Source organism: Streptomyces sp. NPDC047974, from assembly GCF_040653375.1.
Lineage (GTDB): Bacteria > Actinomycetota > Actinomycetes > Streptomycetales > Streptomycetaceae > Streptomyces.
Window position 1 is genome coordinate 47,771 of the sequence record NZ_JBEZNU010000015.1, and the last position, 20,899, is coordinate 68,669.

At 72.2% G+C, this 20,899-nt stretch carries 18 protein-coding genes and 1 pseudogene; 12 read left to right on the forward strand and 7 right to left on the reverse strand.

The genetic code is table 11. The features are described 5' to 3' along the window. The first annotated feature begins 2 nt into the window (after positions 1–2). Positions 3–1,757 (forward strand): succinate dehydrogenase flavoprotein subunit, encoded by a 1,755-nt coding sequence (gene sdhA / locus AB0E19_RS21825; protein WP_362182604.1) that lies wholly within the window; start codon positions 3–5, stop codon positions 1,755–1,757. Beyond that, the gene (locus AB0E19_RS21830; protein WP_362182607.1) at positions 1,757–2,515 is read left to right on the forward strand and encodes a succinate dehydrogenase iron-sulfur subunit; all 759 of its coding nucleotides are present in this window, start codon (positions 1,757–1,759) and stop codon (positions 2,513–2,515) included. Before sdhA ends, AB0E19_RS21830 begins: the two co-directional genes overlap by 1 nt. A 97-nt stretch (positions 2,516–2,612) precedes the next feature. Here AB0E19_RS21830 and AB0E19_RS21835 read toward each other — a convergent pair whose 3' ends face one another. Together AB0E19_RS21835 and AB0E19_RS21840 are read right to left on the reverse strand one after the other, a co-directional pair. Beyond that, positions 2,613–2,909, reverse strand: a complete 297-nt coding sequence (locus tag AB0E19_RS21835; protein ID WP_360601449.1) for a hypothetical protein — start codon at positions 2,907–2,909, stop codon at positions 2,613–2,615. Positions 2,910–2,954: 45 nt separating this feature from the next. Then, positions 2,955–3,494 carry a MarR family transcriptional regulator gene (locus AB0E19_RS21840; protein WP_362182610.1) on the reverse strand — a complete coding sequence of 180 codons (540 nt, stop codon included), beginning with the start codon at positions 3,492–3,494 and terminating at the stop codon, positions 2,955–2,957. Positions 3,495–3,580: 86 nt separating this feature from the next. Here AB0E19_RS21840 and AB0E19_RS21845 point away from each other — a divergent pair, with 86 nt between their 5' ends. Then, on the forward strand, positions 3,581–4,795 hold the full coding sequence (locus AB0E19_RS21845; RefSeq protein ID WP_362182613.1) for an MFS transporter: 1,215 nt from the start codon (positions 3,581–3,583) through the stop codon (positions 4,793–4,795). 35 nt (positions 4,796–4,830) lie between these two features. Then, positions 4,831–7,329, forward strand: a complete 2,499-nt coding sequence (locus tag AB0E19_RS21850; RefSeq protein ID WP_362182616.1) for a DUF4132 domain-containing protein — start codon at positions 4,831–4,833, stop codon at positions 7,327–7,329. On the opposite strand, the gene AB0E19_RS21855 is transcribed toward AB0E19_RS21850, so the two are convergent. Further along, positions 7,301–8,089: an alpha/beta hydrolase gene (locus tag AB0E19_RS21855; protein WP_362182619.1), complete on the reverse strand. Its 789-nt coding sequence runs from the start codon at positions 8,087–8,089 to the stop codon at positions 7,301–7,303. The two genes, AB0E19_RS21850 and AB0E19_RS21855, sit on opposite strands and share 29 nt — an antisense overlap. A 124-nt stretch (positions 8,090–8,213) precedes the next feature. Here AB0E19_RS21855 and AB0E19_RS21860 point away from each other — a divergent pair, with 124 nt between their 5' ends. The 3 genes from AB0E19_RS21860 to AB0E19_RS21870 all read left to right on the forward strand — a co-directional run bounded on the left by AB0E19_RS21860 (position 8,214) and on the right by AB0E19_RS21870 (position 9,955). After that, positions 8,214–8,648 (forward strand): hypothetical protein, encoded by a 435-nt coding sequence (locus tag AB0E19_RS21860; RefSeq protein ID WP_360601439.1) that lies wholly within the window; start codon positions 8,214–8,216, stop codon positions 8,646–8,648. 16 nt (positions 8,649–8,664) lie between these two features. Beyond that, positions 8,665–9,141, forward strand: coding sequence for a DCC1-like thiol-disulfide oxidoreductase family protein (locus AB0E19_RS21865; protein WP_362182623.1), 477 nt, complete (start codon positions 8,665–8,667; stop codon positions 9,139–9,141). Positions 9,142–9,271: 130 nt separating this feature from the next. Continuing rightward, positions 9,272–9,955: a TetR family transcriptional regulator gene (locus AB0E19_RS21870; protein WP_362182942.1), complete on the forward strand. Its 684-nt coding sequence runs from the start codon at positions 9,272–9,274 to the stop codon at positions 9,953–9,955. Between the two features lie 46 nt (positions 9,956–10,001). Here the strand turns inward: AB0E19_RS21870 and AB0E19_RS21875 are convergent, their stop codons facing one another. Continuing rightward, positions 10,002–11,555 carry an ABC transporter substrate-binding protein gene (locus tag AB0E19_RS21875; protein WP_362182626.1) on the reverse strand — a complete coding sequence of 518 codons (1,554 nt, stop codon included), beginning with the start codon at positions 11,553–11,555 and terminating at the stop codon, positions 10,002–10,004. Positions 11,556–11,751: 196 nt separating this feature from the next. After that, positions 11,752–13,074, reverse strand: a complete 1,323-nt coding sequence (locus AB0E19_RS21880; RefSeq protein ID WP_362182629.1) for a metallophosphoesterase — start codon at positions 13,072–13,074, stop codon at positions 11,752–11,754. A gap of 127 nt (positions 13,075–13,201) precedes the next feature. On the opposite strand from AB0E19_RS21880, the gene AB0E19_RS21885 reads away from it, so the two are divergent. From AB0E19_RS21885 to AB0E19_RS21895, 3 genes are all read left to right on the forward strand, one after another. Continuing rightward, positions 13,202–13,441 carry a hypothetical protein gene (locus AB0E19_RS21885; protein ID WP_362182632.1) on the forward strand — a complete coding sequence of 80 codons (240 nt, stop codon included), beginning with the start codon at positions 13,202–13,204 and terminating at the stop codon, positions 13,439–13,441. Positions 13,442–14,034: 593 nt separating this feature from the next. Further along, complete coding sequence (locus AB0E19_RS21890; RefSeq protein WP_362182635.1) at positions 14,035–14,775, forward strand: XRE family transcriptional regulator; 741 nt, start codon at positions 14,035–14,037, stop codon at positions 14,773–14,775. A gap of 4 nt (positions 14,776–14,779) precedes the next feature. Beyond that, positions 14,780–15,250: an NUDIX domain-containing protein gene (locus tag AB0E19_RS21895; RefSeq protein ID WP_362182638.1), complete on the forward strand. Its 471-nt coding sequence runs from the start codon at positions 14,780–14,782 to the stop codon at positions 15,248–15,250. A gap of 56 nt (positions 15,251–15,306) precedes the next feature. Here AB0E19_RS21895 and AB0E19_RS21900 read toward each other — a convergent pair whose 3' ends face one another. Further along, a complete protein-coding gene (locus AB0E19_RS21900) occupies positions 15,307–17,046 on the reverse strand; it encodes a recombinase family protein (RefSeq protein ID WP_362182641.1) in 1,740 nt (579 codons plus the stop codon). A gap of 237 nt (positions 17,047–17,283) precedes the next feature. On the opposite strand from AB0E19_RS21900, the pseudogene AB0E19_RS21905 reads away from it, so the two are divergent. Then, a pseudogene (locus AB0E19_RS21905) lies at positions 17,284–18,567 on the forward strand (D-alanyl-D-alanine carboxypeptidase); the annotation flags it as partial. On the opposite strand, the gene AB0E19_RS21910 reads toward AB0E19_RS21905, so the two are convergent. Then, on the reverse strand, positions 18,551–19,552 hold the full coding sequence (locus AB0E19_RS21910) for a YihY/virulence factor BrkB family protein (RefSeq protein WP_362182644.1): 1,002 nt from the start codon (positions 19,550–19,552) through the stop codon (positions 18,551–18,553). The pseudogene AB0E19_RS21905 and the gene AB0E19_RS21910 overlap by 17 nt on opposite strands. A gap of 104 nt (positions 19,553–19,656) precedes the next feature. On the opposite strand from AB0E19_RS21910, the gene AB0E19_RS21915 reads away from it, so the two are divergent. Continuing rightward, positions 19,657–20,898 (forward strand): FAD-binding protein, encoded by a 1,242-nt coding sequence (locus AB0E19_RS21915; protein WP_362182647.1) that lies wholly within the window; start codon positions 19,657–19,659, stop codon positions 20,896–20,898. Position 20,899 lies beyond the last annotated feature (1 nt).

Consider the following 20,899-nt stretch of genomic DNA (forward strand, 5'->3'; position numbering starts at 1 on the left):
CCATGAAGATCCACAAGTACGACACCGTCATCGTCGGCGCCGGCGGCGCCGGCATGCGCGCCGCCATCGAGGCGACGAAGCGCAGCCGCACCGCCGTGCTGACGAAGCTCTACCCCACCCGCTCCCACACGGGCGCCGCGCAGGGCGGCATGGCCGCCGCGCTGGCCAACGTGGAGGAGGACAACTGGGAGTGGCACACCTTCGACACGGTCAAGGGCGGTGACTACCTGGTCGACCAGGACGCCGCCGAGATCCTGGCGAAGGAGGCCATCGACGCCGTCCTCGACCTGGAGAAGATGGGCCTGCCGTTCGGCCGTACGCCCAACGGCGACATCGACCAGCGCCGGTTCGGCGGGCACTCCCGCAACCACGGCGAGGCCCCGGTCCGCCGCGCCTGCTACTCGGGCGACCGCACCGGCCACATGATCCTCCAGACGCTGTACCAGAACTGCATCAAGGAGGGCGTGGAGTTCTTCAACGAGTTCTACGTCCTGGACCAGCTCATCGTCGAGGTCGACGGCGTCAAGCAGTCCGCCGGCGTCGTCGCGTACGAGCTGGCCACCGGCGAGATCCACATCTTCCAGGCGAAGGCGGTCGTCTACGCCTCCGGCGGCACCGGCAAGTTCTTCAAGGTGACCTCCAACGCCCACACCCTGACCGGTGACGGCCAGGCCGCCTGCTACCGCCGCGGCCTGCCCCTGGAGGACATGGAGTTCTTCCAGTTCCACCCGACGGGCATCTGGCGCATGGGCATCCTGCTGACGGAGGGCGCCCGCGGTGAGGGCGGCATCCTCCGCAACAAGGACGGCGAGCGCTTCATGGAGAAGTACGCGCCGGTCATGAAGGACCTCGCGTCCCGTGACGTCGTCTCCCGCTCCATCTACACGGAGATCCGCGAGGGCCGCGGCTGCGGTCCCGAGGGCGACCACGTCTACCTGGACCTGACGCACCTCCCGCCGGAGCAGCTCGACGCCAAGCTCCCGGACATCACCGAGTTCGCCCGTACGTACCTCGGCATCGAGCCGTACACGGACCCGATCCCGATCCAGCCCACCGCGCACTACGCCATGGGCGGCATCCCGACCAACGTCGAGGGTGAGGTCCTGTCGGACAACACCACCGTCGTCCCGGGCCTGTACGCGGCCGGCGAGGTCGCCTGCGTGTCGGTGCACGGCGCCAACCGCCTCGGCACCAACTCGCTGCTCGACATCAACGTCTTCGGGCGCCGCGCGGGCATCGCCGCCGCCGAGTACTCCCACAAGCACGACTACGTCGAGCTGCCGGAGAACCCGGAGGCCATGGTCGTCGCGCAGATCGAGAACCTGCGCAACTCCACGGGCACCGAGCGGGTCGCCGACCTGCGCCGCGAGCTCCAGGAGACGATGGACGCCAACGTGATGGTGTTCCGCACGGAGCAGACCATCAAGACGGCCGTCGAGAAGATCGCCGAGCTGCGCGAGCGCTACAAGAACGTGTCCATCCAGGACAAGGGCAAGCGCTTCAACACCGACCTCCTGGAGGCCATCGAGCTGGGCAACCTGCTCGAACTGGCCGAGGTCATGGCCGTCTCGGCCCTGGCGCGCAAGGAGTCCCGCGGCGGTCACTACCGCGAGGACTACCCGAACCGCGACGACGTCAACTTCATGCGCCACACGATGGCGTACCGCGAGGTCGGCGAGGACGGCTCCGAGACCGTGCGTCTCGACTACAAGCCGGTCGTGACGACCCGCTACCAGCCGATGGAGCGTAAGTACTGATGGCCACCCCCGTTCTGGACAAGGTCGAGGCGGAGTCCGCCGCCTCCCCGTACATCACGGTCACCTTCCGGGTCCGCCGCTTCAACCCCGAGATCTCGGACGCGGTGGTCTGGGAGGACTTCCAGGTCGAGATCGACCCGAAGGAGCGCGTGCTCGACGGTCTCCACAAGATCAAGTGGGACCTGGACGGCACGCTGACCTTCCGCCGCTCCTGCGCACACGGCATCTGCGGTTCCGACGCCATGCGGATCAACGGCAAGAACCGTCTGGCCTGCAAGACGCTGATCAAGGACCTCAGCCCCGAGAAGCCGATCACCATCGAGCCCATCAAGGGCCTCACGGTGCTGAAGGACCTCGTGGTCGACATGGAGCCCTTCTTCCAGGCGTACCGCGACGTCATGCCCTTCCTCATCACCAAGGGGAACGAGCCGACCCGCGAGCGCAAGCAGTCCCCCGAGGACCGCGAGCGCTACGACGACACCACCAAGTGCATCCTGTGCGCCGCGTGCACGTCGTCCTGCCCGGTCTTCTGGAACGACGGCCAGTACTTCGGTCCGGCCGCGATCGTCAACGCGCACCGCTTCATCTTCGACTCGCGCGACGAGGGCGGCGAGCAGCGCCTGGAGATCCTGAACGACAAGGACGGCGTGTGGCGCTGCCGCACCACGTTCAACTGCACCGACGCGTGCCCGCGTGGCATCGAGATCACCAAGGCGATCCAGGAGGTGAAGCGCGCGCTCATCACGCGTCGCTTCTGATCCCGGATCGCTTCCGATCCCGTCGCAGTGCCGTGGAAGGCCCCGTCTCCCCTGGGAGGCGGGGCCTTCCCGCGTGCGGAGCCACGCGGGAAGGGCGTCAGCCGCCGACCAGGGGGACGAGTCTGAGGAAGACCACCTCGGTGTCCGGGCCGAGCGCCACCGTCTCGTCCGGGTCCTCGATCTGGCGGTCGCCGACGAGGACGAGGAAGCCGTTGCGGGCGAAGGCGTCGAGGGCGCGGGCGAGCGCGGCCTCGTAGCCGTCCGGCCCGGTCTCCAGGGCGACCCGGCGGGCGATCAGCTCGCGCAGCGGCAGCCGCTCCTCGGGGACGGCCAGGGGCGCGGAGGCGGTGCGGTCGCCGAGGGTCGTCTCGTCGACGAAGGTCACTGTTCCCATGGCGCCGAGGGTAGGCACCGCCACTGACAGGCCGCTGACTGCGGGTCAGCGCGGCCAGTGGGAGTGGTCCGGGTCGGCCTCGGCGGCGAGCATGACGCGGCGAAGAAGGTCGTTGAGGGTGGCGCGCTCGGCGGGGTCGAGGACGCCGAGGAGGCGCTCCTCCTCGTGGCCGAGGACGTCCATGGCGCCGAGCCAGGTGGTGCGGCCGGACTCGGTGAGCTCGACGACGACCCGGCGGCGGTCGGCGGTGGAGGGGGTGCGGCGGACGAAGCCGCGCTTCTCCAGGGCGTCGAGGCGGCCGGTGACCGAGGCGGGGGCCAGGTCGAGGTCCTCGGCCAGCTCGGAGGGGGCGGCGGAGCCGCCCCGGCCGGCCAGCTTGTGCAGGGTGTCGAACTCGTGGCGCTCCACGTCGAAGTCGAGGAGCGACTGCTCGCGGACCCGCCGGAGGTGGACGGAGAGCTTCTTCATCCGGGTGACCGCGCCTTCGACGACGGGGTCGAGTCCGGGCAGGACGGGCAGCCAGCGGGCCACGTGTCCGTCGGTCCAGTCCTGTTCCTGGGGCGCTGCGGGGTCCGGCTGGTTCATGGGGCGATCGTACGTGCGGACACGGCTCCTCCCCCCGCTTGGATATTTCGTTGCCGAATTATTCGGTATCGAAATACCCTGCGGGCATGGCCGCTTCCGTCACCGCCCCGCCTCCCGTCCGCCACCCCCTGCGCACCCGCCCCTTCCGGCTGCTCTTCACCGGACGGGTCCTCTCCCTCACCGGCGACGCCGTCATCCCCGCCGCGCTCGCCCTCGCCGTCCTGGAGGCCACCGGCTCCACCGGCGCGCTCGCCCTGGTCCTCGCCTGCGCGATGGTCCCCAAGCTGGTCCTGCTGCCGGTCGGCGGGGTGCTCGCCGACCGCTTCGACGCCCGCGCCATCGCGCTCGTCACGGACCTCGTCCGGTGCGCCGCCCAACTCCTCGTCGGCGCCCAGCTCCTCGGCGGCAGCCCCGCGCTGTGGCTGATCGCCGCCGCCTCCGCCGCCGGCGGGGCGGCCGGCGCCTTCGCCATGCCGACCGGCGCCCCGCTGGTGCGCGGCACCGTCGCCGCGGAGGCCCTGCACCGGGCCAACGCCGCCCTGGGCATCGCCCAGAGCGCCGCCCGCGTCGGCGGGCCCGCGCTCGCCGGCGCGCTCGTCCTCACCGTCGGCCCCGGCTGGGCCTTCGTCCTCGACGCCGCCTCCTTCGCCCTCAGCGCCGCGCTCCTCGCCGTCCTGCGGATCGACCGGGTCCCGGTCCCCCACCGGTCCTTCCCGGCCGACCTGCGCGAGGGCTGGCGGGAGGTCAGGTCCCGCGACTGGTACTGGACCAGCCTCGTCGCGCACAGCGCCTGGAACGGCGCCGCCGCCGTCCTGATGACCCTCGGCCCCGCCCTCGCCCTCGACCGGCTCGGCGGGGCGGGCGCCTGGGTGCTGCTCCTCCAGGCGGGCGCGGTGGGGCTGCTCGCCGGCTCGCTCCTCGCCGACCGGCTCAGCCCCTCCCGGCCCGTCCTCGCCGCCAACCTCGCCCTCGCGAGCTACGCGCTGCCGCTGCTGCTGCTCGCCGCCGGGGCGCCCGCCTGGGCCGTCATCGCCGCGTACGGGCTCGCGCAGGCAGGCCTCGGCTTCCTCAACCCCCTGTGGGACACCGTCGTCCAGCGGACGATCCCGGAGCAGGTGCTGGCCCGGGTGGTCTCCTACGACTGGCTCCTCTCGCTGGCCGCGATGCCGGTCGGGTACGCGCTCGCGCCGCTCGCCGCCGATCTGTGGGGCCCGGGCGTCCCGCTGGCCGTGGCGGCCCTCCTGGTCGGCGGCTGCTGCCTGGCGACGGCGCTGGTCCCGGGGGTGCGGCGGGTGCGCTGAGGGCGTTGTCGGTGGGTGGCCCTACCGTGGTCGGCATGGTGGGGACGACGGGTGAGGCGGTGGCGCGCGCGGCGGCCGAAGGGCCGGACGCGCTGCGGGGGTTGCTGGACGGCCTGGAGGGGGCGGAGCTGCGGGAGGCCGCGCTCGCCGTGCACCGGTACGCCTGCCGCAGGAACGGCAAGGCAGCGGTGGCGGAGGCGCTCGACCGGCTCGCGCGCCGGGACCTGGGCTGGTCGGCCGAGGAGGCCGATCTGCTGCTGATCCGCCTCCTGGGCGGCGAGGCGGGTGTCGCCCCGCACGAACTCCAGCTGCACTTCACCGAACTGGTGCCGCTCGCGCTCGCGGCCTGCGAGCAGGCGGGGGACTTCTCGCGGACGCACGTCCGGGCCCTGCGCCGGATCGCCGAAGGCCTGCGCCACTACAGCCAGGACGAGTTCAGCCTGCTCCGCGACCGGATGGACGCCCTGCTGCTGCGCGAGGCGCGGGTGGACACCGGTCTGCTGCCCCGTCACGTCCTGGACGGGTTCGACGACTACGGCCCGGCGATGCGGTCCGCGCACGCGGAGCTGCTCGCGGGGGCGGGCGTGGCCGCCCTCCTGGCGCACTGCGCGCCGATGGACCGGCCGCGGGCGACCCTGGCCTGGCGGAAGCGGGCGGCCGCGCTGCTCGCCGCGGCGGAGTCCGGCCCGGAGGTCGTACGGCGGCTGCTGGAGGGGATCGCCGCACAGGAGGAGCACCGGGTCAACGACCCGGACCTCGTCGGGATGGGGCTCTCCACCCTGGCGAGCGCCGCCAACACCTCCCTCGTCCGGGGACTGCTGTGGGCGGCCCTCGGCGTCCGGGAGGAGTGGGTGGTGCCGCTGGTGGGGGCCGTGGCGCTGCACGCGGGGACGGGGCTCGGCGGGTCCGGGGGGATGTGCCGGAGCCAGCCGATCGCGACGGCGGCGGTCGCGGTGCTCGGGGAGTGCCCGGCCGACCGGGCCGAGGCGGCCGTCGCCGAGCTGGGGCGGCTGCCGAAGCGGGTGGTCAACCGCACGGTGGCGAAGGGGATCGCGCGCGCCACGGAGACGGTCTCCGCACGCGCCGGGATGACCGCGTCGATGCTCCGCGAGCGGGCCGTGCCGGCGCTCGGCCTGGACGGGCGCGGGGCGCGGGAGGTGGCGCTCGGGGCGTACACGGCGGAGCTGGCCGTACGGGAGCCGGGCACGGCGCTGCTCTCCTTCAGGGGCCCGGAGGGGAGGCTCCTGAAGACCGCGCCGAAGGAGGTGCGGGAGGCGCGCGCCGAGGAGTTGAAGGAGGTGCGGGCCGGGCTGCGGAAGCTGTCGGCGCTGCTCTCCGAGGAGCGGGCGCGCCTGGAGGAGCACCTGGCGGCGGGCACGGTCTGGCCGGCGGCGGACTGGCGGCGGTACTACGCGGACCATCCGGTGACGGGTGCGGTGGCGCGGGCGCTGGTCTGGGAGGCCGGGGACGGCGCCGGGGACTGGACGGCCGGGCGGCCGGAGCGGTCGGGGGACGGCTGGGCGCTGGCCGGGGCGGACGGCTCCGCGCGGCCGGTGGGGGCGGGCGACCTGCTGCGGCTGTGGCATCCGCTGCGGGCCGGGGACGAGGAGGTCGCCCGGTGGCGGGCGGCGCTGCTCGACCGGGAGCAGCGGCAGCCGTTCAAGCAGGTGTTCCGGGAGGTGTACCCGCTGACGCCGGCGGAGCGGGAGACCGCCACGTACTCGAACCGCTTCGCGGGGCACGTGCTGCGGTACGGGCAGGCGCGGGCGCTGATGACGGCCCGGGGCTGGGCGGGGCGGCACCTGGGGCACTTCTCCGAGGGGTACTCCTCCGAGATGGTGAAGGAGCTGCCCGCGCCGGGCGAGCTGCCGGCGGCGGAGGGGACGCGGTGGCGGGCACGCTTCTTCGTGGACCTGGCCGACGACGGGGCGTACGCGGACGGGGCGGCCCTGCTCTGCGCGACGGACCAGGTGCGGTTCGAGCGGCGGGCGGGGGCCGCGGGGCCGCGCGGGCCGTGGGAGCAGGCGCCGCTCGCGGAGGTGCCGGCGCTGGTCCTTTCGGAGGCGCTGCGGGACGTGGACCTGTTCACGGGGGTGGCGTCGGTCGGGGCGGATCCGGACTGGCGGGACCGGGGCGCGGACCGGGCCTACGGCGACTACTGGATGCGCTGGGGCTTCGGCGAGCTGGGCGAGGGGGCGCGGGTGCGGCGGGAGACGCTGGGCCGGCTGCTGCCGCGGACCCGGATCGCGGACCGGGTGGAGCTGACGGACCGGTTCCTGCGGGTGCGGGGGGAGCTGGGGGCGTACCGGATCCATCTGGGCTCGGGGAACGTGCTGATGGAGCCCTCGGACGCGTATCTGTGCGTGGTGGTGGACCGTTCGCGGGAGGCCGGGCGGGCGGCGGGGAAGGTGTTCCTGCCGTTCGAGGAGGACGGCGGGATGCTGTCGGTGATCCTGTCGAAGGCGTTCCTGCTGGCCGCCGACGACCGGATCACCGACCCGACGATCACCGCGCAGCTGCGGCGGGGGCGCTGAGTCCGGACAGGAAGCCGGTCAGCAGGGCCAGGGTCTCCTCGGGGCGCTCCAGTGCCGGGAGGTGACCGGCCCAGTCGAGTTCGACGCGGCGGGCGTCCTGGAGGAGGGCGGCGGTCTTCTCGCCGAGGACGCGGAAGTCGGGGACGTCGTGGGCGCCGGTGACGACGAGGGCGGGCACGGCGATGCCCGTGAGGTCGTCCTGGGTGACGCCGGACGGCTGGGCGTCGTGCTCGTCGGGGGCGGCGAGCTGGAGCTCGAAGGCGCGGCGCTGCATGGTGTGGACGAGGGCGCGGGCCTCGGGTCCCGCGTCGGGGCCGCACCACAGGTCGACGTTGAGGGCGGTGGCGGCCTCGACGTCGCCGGCTTCGAGGAGGGCGTCCTCCTGCTCGAAGAAGGCGCGGAGTCCGGCGCTCGCCTCGTGCTCGACGGGGGCGGCGGCGCAGAGCAGGGCGAGTGCGGCCGTGCGGCCGGGGTGGCGGACGGCGACCTCCAGGGCGACCTCGCCGCCGAAGGAGGAGCCGACGAGGACGGCCCGGTCGACGCCGAGGGCGTCGAGGAGGTCGCGCACGTCGTCCGCGTGGACGTGCGGCGCGTCGACGGGGGTCTCGCCGAAGCCCCTCAGGTCGCAGCGGACGACCCGGTACCCGGCGTCGGCGAGGGCCTGGAACTGTCCGTCCCACATCCGGCGGTCGCAGACCCCGGAGTGCAGCAGAACGACGGTGCGGGGGCCGGTTCCGGCCAGGTCGTGAGAGAGCGTCATCCGCGTGACTCTAGACGCTCCTGACGCGCCCGGCCATCCCTTTCCCCCACGACTTGAACACGTTCAAGAGGAGGTCTACAGTCATGCCTGCCAGCATTTGAACGCGTTCAAGGGAGCGTGGGGCATGGACCTCACTGTCGTCGCGTACATCGCCTACCTGCTGATCGGCGTGGCCCTCACCATCTGGGTCGCGCGCACCCTCAGCCGCAACGGAAGGATCTTCCTCGCCGACGTGCTGCACGGGAACGAGAAGCTCGCCGACGCCGTCAACCACCTCCTGGTGGTCGGCTTCTACCTCGTCAACCTCGGCTTCGTCGCCCTCTACCTGCGCCAGGACCAGACCGTCGCCGACGCCCGGGAACTCTTCGAGGCCCTCTCCGTCAAGCTCGGCGTCGTCCTGCTCGTCCTCGGCGTGATGCACCTCGGCAACGTCTACGTCCTCAACAAGATCCGCCGCCGCGGCGCCATGGAGCGGGAGCAGGTCCCGCCGGTCGCCCCGCAGGGCTGGACCACCGGCCCCAAGAGCGGCCCCTGGGCCCCGCCCGCCCCGCAGGCCTGAGCCGGGCGGCCCGGCCATGACGACCACCGCCGCCCACCGGGAAGCCCACGGGGCAGCCCGCCCGGAGACCCGCCGGGGCACCCCCGTCCGGCGCCTCACCGTGCTGTACGACGCCGCGTGCCCGCTCTGCGTGCACCTCAGGCACTGGCTGCTGCGCCAGCGGCAGCTCGTGCCGCTGGACCTCGTCCCGGCCGGCTCGCAGCGGGCCGCGGAGCTCTTCCCCGACCTCGACCACGCCGCCACCCTGCGGGAGATCACCGTGATCGGCGACCGGGGCCAGGTCTACACCGCCTCGGCCGCCTGGATCGTCTGCCTGTGGGCACTGGCCGAACACCGGCCCAGGGCCCACTGGCTCGCCACCCCCGCGGGACAGCCCCTCGCCCGCGCCGCGGTCCTCGCCGCCTCGAAGTGGCGGGAGGCGCTCAAGGGTCCGGGCGGCGGGGACGGGGACTGCTCCGACGGGCACTGCGAGGTGCCCGGCACGCCCGGTTAGGCTCGACCACGTGACGGAAGAGAAGAAGGCCCCGGACACCGCGAAGACCCCGGAGGCCCCGAAGGCCCCGGACACCGCGAAGACCCCGGACGCCCCGAAGGCCCCGAAGAGCGAGCAGACCCGGACGCTCATCCTGGAGACCGCGCTGCGGCTCTTCCGGGAGCGGGGGTACGACAAGACCACCATGCGGGCGATCGCCCAGGAGGCCGGGGTCTCGGTCGGGAACGCCTACTACTACTTCGCGTCCAAGGAGCACCTGGTCCAGGGCTTCTACGACCGGATCGCCGAGGAGCACCAGGCGGCCGTCGAAGCGGTCCTGGAGGGCGGCGAGAAGGAACTCGTCGCCCGCATCAGGGGCGTCCTGCTCGCCTGGCTCGACATCGCGGAGCCGTACCACGAGTTCGCGGCGCAGTTCTTCAAGAACGCCGCCGATCCGGACAGCCCGCTCTCGCCGTTCTCCCCCGAGTCGGAGGGGCCGCGCGAGGCGGCGATCGAGGTCCACCGGAGGGTGATCTCCGGCGCCTCGGTCAAGGTCGACCCCGAACTGTCCGAGGCCCTGCCCCAGCTGCTGTGGCTCCAGCAGATGGGGCTCGTCCTCTTCTGGGTGTACGACCGCTCCGAGGGCGCCGCCAACAGCCGGCGCCTGGTGGAGCGCCTGGCGCCGGTGACCGCGCGGGCGATCTCGCTCTCCCGCTTCCGGATCCTGCGCCCGCTGGTGAAGGAGACCCACGAGCTGCTCGCCGACTTCATGCCGACGGCGGCCGGGATGGCGGCGTCGGGGCGGCCCCGCAGGACCGCCCCGAAGAAGGACTGACCGGAAGGGCCGACCGGAGGACTGACCGGAGGGCCGACCGCTCGGGTCAGATCCAGGAGAGTTCCCACAGCCGCCAGATGCCGGTGCCGTCGGAGAGGTTCTGCGAGCCGCCGACGGCCTCGGTGGCGAGGACGTAGTCGTTCTTCTGCCAGAGCGGGACCAGCGGCACGTCCTCGGCGACCACGTCCTGGATCGCCTTGAAGTCGCGGGTGGCGCGGGAGCGTTCGCCGTACTGCTGGGTGTCGGCGATCAGCCTGTCGACGGTCTTGCTGGAGTAGCCGCTGGAGAGGGCGTTCCCGGTGCCGACGAGCGGGGCGGTGAAGCTGTCCGAGTCGGGGAAGTCGGGGAGCCAGCCGACGGTGTAGGCGTCGTAGGCGCCGCTGGTGTAGCCCTTCTGGAAGGCCTGCCAGTCCGCCTCCACCACCTTCACCTCGAAGAGGCCGGTCTTCTCCAGCTGCTTCTTGATCTCGGCGGTCTCCGCCTTGTACGTGGCGTCCTGGCGGTAGCCGAAGGTGAAGCGGACCGGCGTGGCCACGCCGGCGTCCTCCAGGAGCTTCGCCGCCTTCGCCTGGTCCGGCGCCGGGTAGCGGTCGTAGAAGGCCGTGCTGTGGCCGACGAAGCCCTGCGGGATCAGCGAGTACAGCGGCTCGACCGTGCCCTTGTAGGCGCCGGTGGTGATGGCCGGGCGGTCGAGGACGGCCGCGATCGCCTGGCGCACCGCCTTCTCCGCCATCACCGAGCCGGGCCGGGTGTTGAAGTTGATGTTGCGGATCTCGGCGCTCTCCGCCTGGGTGAGCCGGGTGCCGCCGTTGGTGTCGAGGCCCTCCACGAAGGACGGCGGGAGCTGGCGGTGCGTCACCTGCACGGCACCGGACTTCCAGGCCTCCGCCAGGTCCTCGGACTGCTTGAAGTACTTCACGAGGACCGTGCGGCCCGTCCCCGCCAGCGCGCCCCGGTACTTCGGGTTGGGCTCCAGGAGGGCGCTCTCGCCGGGCTTGTACTCCTTGAGGAGGTACGGCCCGGTGCCGTCGACGGCGTTGTCCTGGCGGAGGGTGTCGGCCTGGTAGCGGTCGCGGTCGACGATCGACCCGGCGCCGGTGGCCAGCTTCAGCGGGAAGGTCGCGTCCCGGGCACCGAGGTTGAAGGTGACCGTGCGGCCGTCGGCCACGACGCTCTTCAGGGTGGGGAAGAGCGGGGCCGGACCGACCTCGGCCTTGATCTTCAGCATCCGGTCGAAGGAGTACTTGACGTCCTCGGCCGTCACCTTGCGCCCGCTGGAGAAGCTGAGGTCGTCACGGAGGGTGCACTGGTACGTGGTGAGCCTGTCGCCCACGAACTTGCAGCTCTCGGCGGCGTCCGGGGTCGGCGTGGTGAAGCCGGGCTTGAAGGTCAGCAGCGACTGGTAGACGTTGCCGTAGAGGGCCCAGGAGCCGGCGTCGTACGCGCCGGCCGGGTCGAGCGAGGTGACCTCGTCGGTGGTGCCCACGGGGATGGGGTCGGTGCGTCCCTCGTCGGAGGGCAGGAGTTGCCAGCCCCCCACCCCCGCGGCCACCAGTACTCCACAAGTGATGAGGATCCGGAGACGGACCGTCGACCGCATTGCCGTGCTTCCTTTTTTTCGTGCAAACGCCCCAAAGAGCGACGGCCCCCGAATCGTCGCGTTTGCGCCACCCAATCACACGGGTTTCACATGGGGAAGAGGAAATCTTCACACGGCATGCATATGTCCGGGAAATGCGAATTTAAGTCGATGAGCAGCACGTATCGACCCCGGCGCACGGAGTGACAATCTCCGATTACGCCTGTTTCGAGGCGAGTTGGACGACGGTGATGTCGGACGGCGCGCCCACCCGGACCGGGGGTCCCCAGGCGCCCGCGCCCCGGGAGACGTACAGCTGGGTGTCGCCGTACCGCTCCAGACCGGCCACGGTCGGGTTGGCGAGCTCGGCGAGGTAGTTGCCGGGCCAGAGCTGACCGCCGTGGGTGTGGCCGGAGAGCTGCAGGTCGACGCCGTGGGCGACGGCGTCGTCGATCACGATCGGCTGGTGGGCGAGGAGGACCGCCGCGCGCGAGCGATCGCGGTCCCCGAGCGCCCGGACGAAGTCCGGCCCCTGCCCCTCGGTCTCGCCGGCCACGTCGTCCACGCCGGCCAGGTCGAAGCCCGCGGCGATCTCCAGGCGCTCGTTGCGCAGCGGCCGCATGCCGAGCTCGCGGACGTGGTCGACCCAGGCGTCGGCGCCGGAGAAGTACTCGTGGTTGCCGGTGACGAAGAAGGAACCGTGCCGGGCGCGCAGCCCCGCGAGCGGCTCGGCGGCCGGCCCGAGGTCCGCCACGGTGCCGTCGACGAGGTCGCCGACGACGGCGATCAGATCGGGCTGGGTGGCGTTGATCGCGTCGACGATCCGCTGCGCGTGCGCCCGCCCGAGGATCGGCCCGAGGTGGATGTCGGAGACGACCGCGATCCGGTACCCGTGCGCGGCCCGCGGCAGCTTCGCCAGCGGCACGGTCACCCGCTTCACCCGGGGCCCGCGCAGCACCCCGTACGCCCCGTTGGCCACGGTCCCCGCGGCGACGGCGACGGCTGCCCCGCCGACGACCCGGGAGACGAAGAGCCGCCGCGACACGTCGGCGGCGGAGGCGACCACGGGCCGCTCGGACTCCGCCTCGGCCTCGGGCCGGACCTCGGCCTCTGCCTCGACCTCTGCCTCGGCCTCGGCCTCCGGCAGCCGCTCCGGTACGGGCACGGGCGCGGGCACGGGCGCCTGCGCGGGTGCGGGTGCGGGTGCGGCGGTCTCGGCACCCGCCGCCCGCCGCGCGAGCCACCGCGTCAGGAGCGGCCGCACCGCCTCCCCCACGACCAGCGCGAGCACCAGGTAGAGCAGCGTCGCGAGCCACAGGAAGCCGGGCCAGGCCACCACCTGCTGCACCGCGAAGGGCGCCCCCGCCCGCCCCGAGACGAGCGCCGCGACCGACAGCACGGGCAGCGCGATCACCACCCCCGTCCCGATCCGCCGCGCGGGACCGCCGGGCGCGGTGACGTCCCGGACGAGCCGGCGCCACACGTACCAGTGCACGAGGACGAGCAGGGCGAGAACCACGACCAGGAAGAAGGCGATCACGCCCGGAACCTCACTTGTGTCAGTCGGTGGAACGACGGGAGGCACATGGGGAACCCCCGCCACCGGACCGAGGGGACCGCGTCGGATACTGGCAGAGCCGACCCGCTCGCCTCTCGGAAGGGCACCCGTGAAACTCAACCGGCCCACGTCCTGGTTCCTGCTCGCGTTCGGCGCCTGGTCTTGGGTGATCTGGATCACCTTCGCTCGCAACCTCGTCAAGGACGCGAGCGGACTCGCCTTCGACGACGCGGGCGACCCGACCGCCTACTTCTGGGTCCACCTGACTCTGGCGATCACGTCCTTCGCCCTGGGAACCGCTGTCGGCGTGATCGGCCTGCGAGGCGTACGAGCGAACGCGGGCAAGTAGAAGGCCCCGGAACCGACTGCCCGCCCCTCACACCGGGAACCGCACCCGCTTCATTCCGCGCGGCTCACTCGGGCGTGGTCGGTGAAGACACGCCGGAAGAGGTCGTGACCGGGGTTCAGGCCGGTATGCCTCAGCGCCCAGTCCTGCGCCGTTTCCTGCCACTCCTGCGGGGCGGATGTCTCCTCGCAGCCGGGGGTGGCGCAGAACAGTTCATACGTCGCCCCGCCCGAGGGCTCATGGCGAATGGAGTGTTCTACGAACCGGTAGACAGCGCGGGTCACCGGTTCCGCCTGTACGGCTCGGCACACAACGGGTGCCGGTACACGACGACGGACGGCCCGGACTGCCGTGCCACGGTGCCCCGCCGGCAGACTTCCAGAGACCCGAACGGCTGCTCGCACTCGGGGCACCGCTCACCGGCAGGGGCATAGGTCGCGTACTCGTCCCTCCGGGCATCCGTGTCACTGGGCATCTTCGCCATGGCCGCTGTCCCCGTCTTCTCGTTCGAGGGAGATCGTCGCGCCGATCGCCGGGACGTAGGAACCTCGTACCTTCCCCACTTTGGGACGTCCTGCGGCGGGTAGAACGTCCCTATGAGAAACGAGCGACTACGCCTCACCATGGCGGGCGGAGGATGGACCTTCACAACTCTCGCCGAAGCAACAGGAGTTGACCCGAAGAGCGTCGAGCGATGGGTGAATCTGGGGCGCATTCCCAGACGAGCGACGGCGCTCAAGGCCGCCAAGGCCCTGGGAGAAGACGTTCACGCGCTGTGGCCGGCGCTCAGGCAGGCTCGCGCCGCACGGGCCGTCAGTCCGGAGCTGGTCACACTGTACGACCAGCGGGCAGACCTTCCCGTATCCGTGTTCGTCGATCTCCTCGCCGCAGCACGCGAGCGCATCGACGTGCTCGTCTATGCCGCCGTCTTCCTGCATGAGGCGTACCCCCGACTGAATGACCTGCTGCGCGAACGCGCCGCCGAGGGCTGCACGGTCCGTATCGCCCTCGGGGATGCCGACAGCGAGAACGTTCGGCTCAGGGGCCAGGAAGAAGAGTTCGGTCACGGCATCGAGTCCCGGTGCCGTCTCGCGGTGATGCACTACCGACCCTTGCTCGGCGTACCTGGGATCGAAGTGCGGACGCACGGGACGACCCTCTACAACAGCCTGTACCGCGCTGATGATCAGGTGTTGGTCAACGCGCACGTGTGGGGCGTCAACGCGTACGGCGCGCCTGTGTGGCACCTGCGGCGGAACCGCTCGGGAGGGATGTTCGACACCTATGCGGACAGCTTCCGCGCCGTATGGGAGACCGCCCGTCCCGTGGAAGGGTGAGCCCATGTCACGGACCGAGTACTACGACGACCCCGACGCCCCGACGCCCAACAGCCTGGTCGTGGCGGCGTCCGCCGTCGTGACCGATGACCGGGGCCGGATCCTGCTCCAGCGACGTCGGGACAACGGCCTGTGGGCACTGCCGGGCGGCGGAATGGATATGGGCGACTCGCTGCCGGGTACGGCCGTCCGGGAGGTCAAGGAAGAGACCGGCCTGGACGTGGAGATCACGGGACTTGTCGGCACCTACACCGACCCGCGCCACGTGATCGCGTACAGCGACGGGGAGGTGCGCCGACAGTTCAACGTGTGCTTTCGAGCGCGCGTGACGGGCGGAGAACTGCGAATCTCCGACGAGTCGACCGAGTTGCGTTTCGTGGACCGGGAAGAACTCGACGCGCTGCCGATGCACCACACGCAGCGGCTACGGCTGTCCCACTTCCTGGAGGATCGCCCGGCGCCGTACTTGGGGTAGGGCGGCGCTCCAGGAACGTCAACCCCCTCCGAACCTTCGCATGCTCTCTGCGGTCATCAGAATGCGGCAAGCGCCTCTTCGTTCTCCTCCTGGACCTTCGTCTCACGTTGCCGCCAGTGGAGCGTCACGCGGTTCTCGATCGCGATGTACTTCCGGGTCTCCGGGTCCCGGCCAGGGCCGACCGAGATTCCGGAGAGGAAGAGGCCGAGGAACTCACGGCGCTTGAAGACGTCCCAGGATGCCCAGGGAGAACCGGGGCCCAAGGGGTCCTTGCCTGGCTCGAACCAGTCGGCCGGCACCTGGAGCGCTGCCTTGGTCTGCTCGTCCAACTCTTCCAATCTGGCCGTGCACTGGTCTTCGAACGCCCGGTACTGGGTCATCGTCGCCCGCCACATGGCCAGTTCGTCGCGCCCCCGGTAGAGACCGGCTCGGCGATCGGCCTGGAGTTCTGCGATGGAGTTCCTGACGTGCTCAAGCTGCGCCGTCGTCTCGCGCCTCTCTTCCTGGACTCCCGACAGATCCCGCTGTGTCGCGAGGCGGAGTGCTGCCCCGGCCACCCATTCCCTGTCGGTGTCGTCGTTCATGTCCGCGCCGGCGAGGCGTGCCCAGACTTGTCCGGCGACGTAGTCATCGGCCTCCTTGCGCTTGATGGCGAGACCACCGTGCCCCTTGGGGTTGGAGCACATGTAGTAGTCCTGTCCGCCGTTGTTCTTGGTCTGCCCCATGGATCCCGTGCAGATTCCGCAGGTGGTGAAGCGCCACCCGCTCAGGAGGGTGGGCGTGGCCTCTCCGCCGGGCTGCCTGTCGTTCCTGGCGCGCTTGCTCCGCCTCTCCTGGAGCTCCAGCCACCTGGCTCCTGGTACCACTCCCCGGTGAGGTGTCAGAGGTGTCCCCGCCTCGTTCCGGGCGATCACGTTCACGTACGCCTTGCCCCGCTTCACGCGCTCGCTCGCGAAGCCTCCGAGGGCGGGGTGGGAGAGGATCCAGCGCACCGTCTGCGCGCGCCACCGGATGGGGCTGTCGTTCTTCGCCACGCGTCGCTTCTTGATGGACTCCATCCGCTTCTCGGTGGCGCGTCGGGCGGCCTCGCCCGGCGCGGGTACGTCCTCCGAGTCCAATGTCGTCGCGATCTTGTTGTCGGAGACTCCGGCGAACGACATCTCCACCATGCGTTCCACGATCGTCACGTGATCCGGGTTGTCCTCGTCCGGTTCGAGGACGGAGACGACAAGATTGCCGATCTTCTCGCGCACGGCCCGCATGCCGTACGGAGCGGAGCTGGAGTGCCTGCCACCGACCGCCCTGATCTCGTTCTTGGCCCCGCGCAGACGCTCCGCCTTGACGTCGCTGTCCTGCTTCGCGAGGGCGGCGATGAGCGTGAAGATCGCGACCCCGATCGCGTTCGACGTGTCCAGGAACGGTTCGAGGACGGAGGCGAAGCGGACTCCGTGCTTCTTGAACTCGTTGTCGATCTCCAGAGCGTCGTGTGCGCCCTTGCGGGTCAGTCGAGACAGCTCGTTGACCACCACCACGTCGACCTCGCCCGCGCGCACGGCGGACAGAAGCTCTTCGAAAGCCGGGCGCACGGCGTTGGGATCCCAACCAGACCTACCGACGTCTTTGAACCTGTGAACGACCTCCCAACCCCGGCTCGCCGCGAGCGCCTCACCAGCCGCCACCTGCGCCTCCGGAGACGCCTCGGACGAGTCGGGGCGCGCTTTGGACTGTCGGGCGTATACGGCCGCCCGCACGGTGTCCAATTGCTTCGCCCCCACGGCCGACAAAAACGGAGACATGCTCTCTCACCTGCCCCTTTCGCCCCCCAGGGCATACCGGTTCGCTCTCTATCGAAAGCAGTCCAGATGAACCTTCTCTGCCTTTCCGACGAAGGAAGGAACCCGCGGACACGGCCTCCGGGCGGGCTGCGCTCGACGGCGCCGGACGCTGCCGCGACCCCGCGTCCGGGTGGACGGGTGGGTGTGAGAGGGGGCGCGGGGTTCGGTTCGGCGGTACGGGCATGTACGTTCTCGGTCGTGTCTGTTTCGAACAGGACCGCTGGTGCGGTCGCCGCCGCTCTGTTGCTTCCGTTCGCGATCGGTGTCGGGCCCGCGCACGCCGACGAGCCGGTGAAGCCGGGGGGCACGCCCAGCGCCACGCCCACCGTCACGGCCTCCGCCACTCCGACCGCCTCGCCGCAGCCCACGCCGCCGGCGAACATGTCGTCGGTGGGCGGGGCGTTGCTGGGGCTGCCGGGGACCCAGGCGAAGCTGGGGGCCGGGGCGCCGGTGCTGCCGAAGGAGCTGTCGGCGCGGTCGTGGATCGTCGCGGACGCGGAGAGCGGCGCGGTGCTCGCCTCGCACAACGCGCACTGGCGGCTCGCGCCCGCCTCCACGCTGAAGATGCTCTTCGCGGACACCCTGCTGCCGAAGTTCACGGACCCGAAGCAGACGCACCTGGTGACCGCCCGGGACCTGGCGGGGATCGGCGAGGGGTCGAGCCTCGTCGGGATAAAGGAGAAGCAGAGCTACACGGTCCGGGACCTGTGGCTGGGCGTCTTCCTGCGGTCCGGCAACGACGCCGTGCACGTGCTGACCCAGATGAACCAGGGTCTCGGCAAGACCGTCGCCGAGATGAACGCGCACGCGGCGGAGCTCCAGGCGCTCGACACCCAGGTGAAGTCGCCGGACGGCTACGACGCCCCGGGGCAGGTCTCGTCCGCGTACGACCTGACACTGATCGCCCGCAGCGGCATGCAGAAGCCGGCGTTCCGGGAGTACGCGGCGACCGCGCGCGCCGCCTTCCCCGGCGAGGCGAAGCCGGGCAAGAAGCGCGAGACCTTCGAGATCCAGAACACCAACCGGCTGCTGACCGGCGATTTCGGCATCGCCCCGTACCAGGGCATCGCCGGGGTGAAGAACGGCAACACCACGCACGCGGGCGCCACCTTCACGGGGGTCGCCGAGCGGAACGGGCGGGTGCTGCTCGTGACGGTGATGAACCCCTCGTCGAAGGAGCAGCACGCGGTCTACAAGGAGGCCGCGCGGCTGCTCGACTGGGGCTTCGCGGCGTCCGGGAAGGTGACGCCGGTGGGCGAGCTGGTGGCGCCGCGCAACGTGGTGCCGGTGGCGCGGCCTTCGGGCGGTGCGGAGTCCGGGGCGGCTGCCGCGCCGGGCAAGGAGCACCCGACGTCGGCCGGTCCCGCCGTCGCGGCCGGTGCCCAGGGGGGCTCGGGCGGCGTCGGGATCGCGCTGGCGATCGCGGGCGGGGTGCTGGTGCTGGTCGCGGGCGCGGTGTTCCTGGTCAACCGGCGCTGGCCGGCGGCGGGACGGTCCCGTCCTCGCGCCGGGACGACTGCTCCGACGGCCGATCCCGCGCCCTCTCCGGCTCCTGCTCCGACTCCGGCTCCTGCTCCTGCTCCGACTCCTGCTCCGACTCCTGATCCCGAGGTGAATCCTTAGCGTCCGCGGCCGTCCAGGCCGAGCAGAACAGCAGGAGTTTCGCGGTGAAGTTGATCCACAGGAGCAGGGCCACCGGCACGCCGAAGGCCCCGTACATCGACTTCGCCGCGACCTCGCGCATGTAGCCGCCGAGCAGCAGCTTGAGGAGTTCGAAGCCGGCCGCGCCGATCAGGGCGGCCACCACGAGCCGGCGGCGCGGGGGTTCGACGCCGGGCAGCAGCTTGAGGACGTAGATCAGGATCAGGAAGTCGGCGGCCATCGCCACGAGGACGGCGGCGGTCTGGAGGACCACGCCGCCCGCGCCGCCGCCGGAGATGCCGAGCCGGTCGGCGCTCCAGCCGACGGCCGTGGAGCCGAGCCAGGAGGCGGCGAGCGAGCAGAGGGCGACGCCGCCGAGGCCGCAGAGGACGAGCGCGTCCTTGCCCTTGCGGACCACCGGGTTGTCCTCGTCGGCGTCGTCGAGCCGCCAGACCGCGCGCAGGCAGTCCCGCATCGCGCCGATCCAGCTGATGCCGGTGAAGAGCAGCACGGCGCCGGCGACGAGGCCGACGGTGCCGGCGTTGGCGACGAGGCCGCCGATGTCGAGCTGGTCGGAGATGCCGGGGACCTGGTCGGAGAGCTTGTCCTCGATCTTCTGGAGCTGGTCGTCGGTGAGCAGCGCGGCGCCGATCGCGGCGGCGACCGTGATCAGCGGGAAGAGGGCGAGGAAGGAGAGGAAGGTGATGGCGGCCGCGAGCCGGGTCCAGTGCACCTCGTCGAGCCGCTCGTAGGAGCGCCAGGCGTGCGTCTTCATCAGCCGGGCGACCCCGGGGCCGATGACGGGGAGCTTGGTCAGCCAGTCCATGCCCCGAGCATCCCCCGGCCGCGGGCGGGGCGGGGGGACCGACACCGGGCCACAGCGACGGCAATACCGGCATAAGAGACAGACGCGGCGATACCGTCACCCTCATGGCTGTCGAACCCCTCGTCCTGGACGACGACTTCGTGCCCCTCACGGGGGCCGGGCGCACCGCACCCTCGCTCGCGCTGCTCGCCCGGCCCCGCACGGCCGCCGAGGTCGCCGGGGCGGTCCTGGCCCGGGGACCGCGCGGCGCCGTGGCCCGTGGCCGCGGCCGGTCCTGCGGCGACGCGGCGCAGAACGCGGGCGGGACCGTCCTCGACCTGACCGCGCTGGACCGGATCCGCGGCCTGGACGCGGCGGCGGGCCTCGTGGTCTGCGAGGCCGGGACGGAACCGGGCGCGCTCGCCCGGGCCTTGCTGCCGTACGGGCTCCACCCGCGGACCGGCGGGGGCGGCTGGACGGCGGGCGGGGCGGTCGCCTCGGGGTACGGCAACGGGGTCGAGGCACTCGAACTCCTCGGCGCCGACGGGGAGTCCAGGACCGTGCGGCGCGGCGACCCGCTCTTCGACGCGACCGTCGGCGGGCTCGGGCTCACCGGCGTGGTCCTCGCGGTGACGCTGGCGCTGCGGCCCGTGGAGACGGCGTTCCTGCGGGAGCGGACCGTCCGTTTCCGGGACGTGGACGCGCTGCTCGCGCACTGGACCGCGCCCGGCGCCGTCCCGGAGCCGTACGCGCGGGCCCGGGTCGAGCCGGCCGGGCGGGGCCGCGCCGTCCTCACGACCGCCGCCCCGGTGCCGTACGCGGCTCTGCCCCGGGGTCACCGGGCCCGCCGCGCGCCACTGGCCCCGCCGGCCTTCCCGGGGCTGCTGCCGGGCGGGCTGCGGCCACTGCCGGGCCTGGCACGCGCGCGTGGGGTCCCGGCGTACGGCCGCGGCGCCCGGGCGGGCTTCGTGCGCTACCGGTGCGCCGTCCCGGCGGGGCGGGAGGAGGTGCTGCGCGGGCTCCTGGCGCTGCTCGCCGACCGGCGCTCCCCCGTCCGGGGCGCCCGGCACGCGCGCGTGGAGCGGGTGTGCGCGGACGGGGCGGGCCCGCTGGCGTTCCCGGTGCGCGGCTGGTGCCTGACCGTCGACGTGCCCGCCGGGGCGCGCGGCCTCGGACGGTTCCTGGACGTGCTCGACGAGCGGGTGGCGGCGGCCGGCGGGCGGGTCTGCCTCGCCGAGGACGCCCGGCTGCGGCCCGCGCTGCTTCCCGTGATGTATCCGCGGCTCGACGCCTTTCGGGGGCTGCGGGCCGCCCTCGACCCCCGGTCCGTGTTCCGCTCGGACCTGTCCCGCCGTCTCGGCCTCTGAA

Bases quoted from the DNA above. Each gene is read 5' to 3' on its own strand.
- AB0E19_RS21910 (WP_362182644.1), bottom strand. From the start codon at position 19,552: ATGGACTGGCTGACCAAGCTCCCCGTCATCGGCCCCGGGGTCGCCCGG.
- AB0E19_RS21830 (WP_362182607.1), top strand. From the start codon at position 1,757: ATGGCCACCCCCGTTCTGGACAAGGTCGAGGCGGAGTCCGCCGCCTCC.
- AB0E19_RS21915 (WP_362182647.1), top strand. From the start codon at position 19,657: ATGGCTGTCGAACCCCTCGTCCTGGACGACGACTTCGTGCCCCTCACG.
- AB0E19_RS21890 (WP_362182635.1), top strand. From the start codon at position 14,035: ATGAGAAACGAGCGACTACGCCTCACCATGGCGGGCGGAGGATGGACC.
- AB0E19_RS21850 (WP_362182616.1), top strand. From the start codon at position 4,831: ATGGTGGGGACGACGGGTGAGGCGGTGGCGCGCGCGGCGGCCGAAGGG.
- AB0E19_RS21835 (WP_360601449.1), bottom strand. From the start codon at position 2,909: ATGGGAACAGTGACCTTCGTCGACGAGACGACCCTCGGCGACCGCACC.
- AB0E19_RS21855 (WP_362182619.1), bottom strand. From the start codon at position 8,089: ATGACGCTCTCTCACGACCTGGCCGGAACCGGCCCCCGCACCGTCGTT.
- AB0E19_RS21900 (WP_362182641.1), bottom strand. From the start codon at position 17,046: ATGTCTCCGTTTTTGTCGGCCGTGGGGGCGAAGCAATTGGACACCGTG.
- AB0E19_RS21845 (WP_362182613.1), top strand. From the start codon at position 3,581: ATGGCCGCTTCCGTCACCGCCCCGCCTCCCGTCCGCCACCCCCTGCGC.
- AB0E19_RS21895 (WP_362182638.1), top strand. From the start codon at position 14,780: ATGTCACGGACCGAGTACTACGACGACCCCGACGCCCCGACGCCCAAC.
- AB0E19_RS21860 (WP_360601439.1), top strand. From the start codon at position 8,214: ATGGACCTCACTGTCGTCGCGTACATCGCCTACCTGCTGATCGGCGTG.
- AB0E19_RS21865 (WP_362182623.1), top strand. From the start codon at position 8,665: ATGACGACCACCGCCGCCCACCGGGAAGCCCACGGGGCAGCCCGCCCG.
- AB0E19_RS21840 (WP_362182610.1), bottom strand. From the start codon at position 3,494: ATGAACCAGCCGGACCCCGCAGCGCCCCAGGAACAGGACTGGACCGAC.
- sdhA (WP_362182604.1), top strand. From the start codon at position 3: ATGAAGATCCACAAGTACGACACCGTCATCGTCGGCGCCGGCGGCGCC.
- AB0E19_RS21875 (WP_362182626.1), bottom strand. From the start codon at position 11,555: ATGCGGTCGACGGTCCGTCTCCGGATCCTCATCACTTGTGGAGTACTG.